The sequence below is a fragment of the Rhizobium chutanense genome (assembly GCF_002531935.1).
GTDB lineage: Bacteria > Pseudomonadota > Alphaproteobacteria > Rhizobiales > Rhizobiaceae > Rhizobium > Rhizobium chutanense.
Window position 1 is genome coordinate 1 of sequence record NZ_NWSV01000063.1, and the last position, 5,252, is coordinate 5,252.

A 5,252-nucleotide genomic window follows, 5' to 3' on the forward strand; every position below is an offset into this window, starting at 1 on the left:
GAGAAGGTGTCGACCACCGTCAGCACGCGCAGTTTCTTACCCGTTGCGAGTTGGTCGTGAACGAAGTCCATCGCCCACGTTCCGATCACCGCCGCTTCAAGTTCACAGCCGACAATGTTGCCATGCTGCTTAACCGTGACGTTCACAACCGTTTTCAATCCTCGAGCCGACAGGGCCTACACGGATCACGACCTTGGCGCCCGCCATAATCGAGCGTAAGGGCCATCAGTTCTCACTAGGTCAGCGTGCTTTCCCTCCTCAATGACCCGCCCCTTGTCCAGGACCACAATATTGTCCGCCCCACGAACGGTGCTCAACCGATGAGTGATGACTATGATGGTCTTCCCAGCGCGAGACAGATCCTCAACAACCCGCAGCACAAATTCTTCGGCTGCCGAGTCCAGAGAGGAGGTCGCTTCGTCAAGGATTAGAACGTCGGGATCCCGGTACAGGGCCCGAGCCAATGCGAGGCGCTGCTTCTCACCTCCGGAGAGGCGAACCCCGTTCTCGCCCAGATGGGCCTGGAACCGCCCGGGCCAGCGCTCGATGCACTCCCGCAGTCCTATTCGATCACAGATGCGTACGATCTTATCGAACTCCGGTTCGAACTCGCCCAGGGCGATGTTCTCGATCACGGAACCGGAGAAGACGTCTATCGATTGCGGTACTGCAGCCATGACCTTGTGCAGTGATGCGCTCGAGAAATCCTGGAGGGCATATTGGCCGATCCGAATGCATCCATCCTCAAGCTGGTAGACATTCTGCAGCAGAGCCGCAAGGGTGCTTTTGCCCGAGCCGCTCTCACCCACGACGGCCGTCAACTCTCCTTGGCGAAAGGAGACGCTTAGATCGCTGAAAACCTCCGCCTGCGCGCCATAGCGGAATGTGACGTTCTCCAGGCGAATATCTCCGAGATCGGTCTTCGTAGCATCGATGCCGCTGCTGCTTGCCGACTCCAGTTCAAAGATCTCGAAAAGTCTATCCGCCGCGATAAACGCGTCTTGAACGATCCGGTTGGTCTGGATCAGGCGGGCGACCGGCCGGGTGATATAGCCAAGCAACGTATAGCAGGACAGCAATTCGCCGGGCGTGACGGCCTGTTCGAGCGCAAGCGTGGTTCCAAACCACATCAGCACGATGGTGAACAGGACCGACAGCAACGTCGAGGCGTTGTCGCCGCAGATTGAGATCAGCCCGGAGCTGTAGACGGAATGCAGCATCTTTACGAAGCGGGTCTCCATTTTGAAGTTTGCGAAGCTCTCGACGCCGGAAGTCTTAATGGTGGAGACAGCTCCGAGTGATTCTACCAGTTGCGCCTCGAGTTTGGCGTCATTTTCCATGATGACTCGTTGGAGATTTCGATTCATCCGATTGATGGCCCAATATACCAGGATGTACATTGGAATGGCGAGCGCCACGATCAAAGCAATATTCCAGGAATAGATGAACATCATTCCGAACGAGAACAGTATCATTAAAATGTCAACAAACATGTTTATCGAAACGTCGTTCAGGAAGCTCCTGATTTTCACAGCGTCGTTCATGCGCGACACGATTTCTCCCATGCGCATGCTATCGAAGAACTTCTGGGGCAGGGCCAGGATGTGATTGTAATAGCCGAGGATCAAGCATACGTCGATCTTCTGCCCCGTCTGCAGGACGAGTCGGCCTCTTAGGAGGTTGATCAGGATCTGTATCGCTAGGATCAGCAGCATTGCGATGCTCATCAAGTTGAGCAGGTTGCGGTTTCCCGCTGGGATCACGTGATCAACGATCTTCTGAACGTAGATCGCCGTCGAGAGACTGAGGACGGTCGTCACAAGAGCGCCGACGAGAGCCTGCGCCATCACCGTGCGGTGTGGCGCGAGTAGGCGGGCGAATCGGGCGAGGGGCGACGTGGTCTCGTTTCGACGATTGAATGTGTCTGCCGGAACCAGCAAAACCAGAACGCCGGTCCATTGCTCCATGAATTCCTGATGCGGCACTTTGCAGATTTCGCCCAAGGCAGGGTCCATGACGATGACCCACTTGGCGTCGATCGCATGGACCACTACGAAATGGTGCAGGTCCTCCTTGACGACGTGCGCGATAGCGGGCTTGGGGATCTTGTACAGGCTGTCGAAGCCACCTTTGACGCCTTTCGCGATGAAGCCCAGCTTCTGCGCCGCTTCCGTGAGCCCCAGCACACTCGTACCGGAGCGGTCGGTCGACGCATACTGGCGGATGCGCGCCAATGGCAACTTGTAGCCATAGAAGGCTGCGACAGATGCGAGGCTGGCGGCGCCGCAATCCGTGATGTCACGCTGTTTGAACTTAATGGCCTTACTCGACATGGAGGCTCGCTGGCTGTTGGGACAATATTAGCGCCCCGCCAGCATCGGGTTGAGCCAATCGTCTGCCTCGTCGTAGAGCAGTTGCAGGAGAGTGCGATTGGCCAACAGAAAGCGAGCCCGCACGGTCATGCCTTTCTTCAGGTGGCCGATGGCCCCGCTTTTCAGCGCGAGTTCGCTGCGAGAGAGCGCGCACTGGACCTTGAAGACCGGGTTCCCGTCATGCAGAGTGAAGTCCTGCGCCACCTCGACCACCCTTGCTTTGATGACACCCCATTGGTTGTAGTTAAAGGCATCCACTTGGAGCCGCACCGGCTGACCAGGCTGCACAAAGCCAATGTCGTTGGGGGAGACGTAGATTTCCGCCACCAGATCGTCGTTCGGCGAGATCCAACCAACGGTTTGCCCGCTCTGCACGTAGCTTCCGTGCGCGAGGCCGGAGAACTGCTCGAGAGCACCCGATACTGGGGCGCGGATGCGGTGCAGGTCCCGTTCGTGCTCGAGCTGATGCAAGGTGGCCGTGAGTTCCTTTAAGCGCAGGTTAGCATCAAGGAGCTTCTGGTTCCAATCAGCGGTTTTGCGTCGCACGAGGATCTCGCCTTGGACCTCGATATTTTGGAGAGCGAAAGCCTTCTCGTCAACGGTCTTCGCCGGCGCCGCAGCAGCCGAGACAAGTCGCTTTGCGCGGTCGAGTTCCGCCGCGGCGTTACTGCGCGCATTTTGGTTCTCGCGCAGCAAGTTGAGAAAATGCACCCTTTCAGCCGTCGCGGATTCGGTTTGGAGGGGGGGCGAGACGCTGAGCCTTGCGCCGGAAGAAATCAGCGTTTGGAAGTCATGGGCAAGATCGCTCTTGGCATGAATGTCGGCTAAAACCCCGCTGAGCTTTTCCTCGATTACATGATCGTCAAAGGCGATTATTTCCTTCCCCTTAGCAACGACATCGTTCTCAAAGGCAAGGACACGGGAGATGCGTCCGGAGACGGGCGCTATCAGGGGCGTCTTCTCCACGATCGGGCGAATAGTACCGACACTCTGCATGGAGACCGGTATGGTAACGAGTGGCAGTGAGCCAAATGCCGCGGCGACGAAGAGCAAGATCGCCCTATAAATGCTCAAGGATCGTCCTGATCGTCGCGCCAGTATGCTTTCTGCGGTGCAGCTGGCCGTTTCAGCAGAAAGGGGAACTGCTAGTCTGTAGTCACTAGGAGCCATCGAGAGCCAGCTCGCTTATCAACCAAACAAGTGTCCGTAACGTCGCAAAAACAAGTAAACCCAAAAATACCAACCTCCGGAGGTTTCAGCTGCTTCTTGAGGGGTTAATTCGGTTACACGATAGGCTGCCATGTTGTTCATCATTGGTGTCTCCGTTCAGAGCTGGATTGAGAAGATGCCAAGGCCCCCGTTGGGAGCTCCTAGCGGCGCGCAACAAAAAGGTTCAAGATTCGTGCCAATGCAGAAGGAGCGAAAAGCATCAGAAAACTGTTCTGTATGTTATTCAATGGCTGCCCTAGAGCGCCGAGACGTGCCAAACCGCACATCACGCTGTCGCAAGCACGACAAACCGAGTAGGGTTCTGAATGAACGTCCTGAACAGGATCGACAGCTCCAAAGTTCGGTGGCGACGGTACAGTTGAGACTCGGCGCTCAGTAAGCGCGCCCCCATCCGCGTAGCCCCCATCGAGTTTGCCGTCGATTTTTGTTGCTGCTGATTCACTCTGAAACCTGGTGAATTGTTAGTGGCCCTCCGCACGATAGTGGGCGCGGATGCGCCGCTTGGTGCCGCGGGCCTTGTCCCTATTGGCAGATGCTATGGCCGGATGTGTCAAGTAAAAGATCCACCGGATGCGAAAAGAAACACGAGACCTATTGGGCAATGCTTGGGCGGGTCCCGACGCTATGGCGATCTCAGACCTGCACTTGTTCCGGCCCAGGCTGTGGCCGACAGCGATCGTCTCGCGGGGCCGTTGCGACAGGAGGATAGCTGGCAAATCTCAAGCTCACCTCGACATCCGGTTACGCGAGCTTGGCCGCGCCAGCTCGGGCTGTTACGATTCCGGGCGGCTCGATTGCGAAGGCGACGTCCAGACGTGGATGCTGCGACTGGCTTCTGCGAAGCATTCAGTCATCTGCGTACAGGAGCGCCCTGCGATGAACGTCATCCTCGCAGAAGAGACTAGCTTTGGCCTGCGCATGATGGCCGATGCCACAGACACCCACACCTTGTGGGTGTTAATCCGTGTTCGACAGTGGCATGTCGAGAGCGAAGCCTACGACCGGGCGCTAGCCAGGGTGGTCGAGGCGCAGGCGGGGTTACCGATCCATGGGCACTCCGGCTTCGAGCGACGGCCTATTATTTGCCGCCACAGCGCAAGGCGACGCCCTGGTAAACGTGAAATACGGCAGGATGCTAGGCCTTCAGGCCTACAGCCAGGTCTCGGATCGATACGGGTCGATCCGTCTGTCGTCCTCGTCGATCAGACGCTTGAGCCATTCCAGCGCCGCGATGGCGGACCCGATGTGCTGCATTATTCCGGAATTCGAGCAGGCTCAGCAGCCTCGGCAACATGCGTGGATAATGAAATGCCGTAGGAGGAACGTGGCACCGCCTGGGCTCGCTGCTTAGGAACCGCCAGTCTTGTATTTGCGGACCAGAGCCGAAAGTATCGCCTGTTCGGCAATTTCGGCACCGCTCCGTCGAGGGCCTTGATCGCGGACCCGGCGATGCGAGCCAAAAGGCGCTCCTCGCTGGCCCCTTTTCAATTTCTTGGCGATCGAGGCGACGACCCTACGTTCCCATTCGCCACCATCTTGTGCACTTTGATCTGAACCCTTCAAACTGGACCAGTTTTGGTTAGAGTTTTCCGGTGCATTTTCCTGGCTGGGAAAGGGACCAGAAGACGATGAAAGCGTCGCAGTTTTCGG

The 5,252-nt window shown here is 57.2% G+C and carries 5 protein-coding genes; 1 reads left to right on the forward strand and 4 read right to left on the reverse strand.

Annotated elements, in window-relative coordinates:
• Positions 1-185 precede the first annotated feature (185 nt).
• The 3 genes from CO666_RS33140 to CO666_RS34970 form a co-directional block, all read right to left on the reverse strand.
• Complete coding sequence (locus tag CO666_RS33140; protein ID WP_097603729.1) at positions 186-2,333, reverse strand: peptidase domain-containing ABC transporter; 2,148 nt, start codon at positions 2,331-2,333, stop codon at positions 186-188.
• A 27-nt stretch (positions 2,334-2,360) separates the two neighbouring features.
• On the reverse strand, positions 2,361-3,446 hold the full coding sequence (locus CO666_RS33145) for an HlyD family secretion protein (protein WP_008533948.1): 1,086 nt from the start codon (positions 3,444-3,446) through the stop codon (positions 2,361-2,363).
• A 114-nt stretch (positions 3,447-3,560) separates the two neighbouring features.
• Complete coding sequence (locus tag CO666_RS34970) at positions 3,561-3,686, reverse strand: hypothetical protein (protein WP_004676277.1); 126 nt, start codon at positions 3,684-3,686, stop codon at positions 3,561-3,563.
• Between the two features lie 792 nt (positions 3,687-4,478).
• Here CO666_RS34970 and CO666_RS35175 point away from each other — a divergent pair.
• Positions 4,479-4,919 (forward strand): Tn3 family transposase, encoded by a 441-nt coding sequence (locus CO666_RS35175; protein ID WP_004676276.1) that lies wholly within the window; start codon positions 4,479-4,481, stop codon positions 4,917-4,919.
• A gap of 30 nt (positions 4,920-4,949) precedes the next feature.
• Here CO666_RS35175 and CO666_RS34410 read toward each other — a convergent pair.
• Positions 4,950-5,252: hypothetical protein (locus CO666_RS34410; RefSeq protein WP_210201893.1), on the reverse strand; the 303-nt coding region annotated here is incomplete at its 5' end.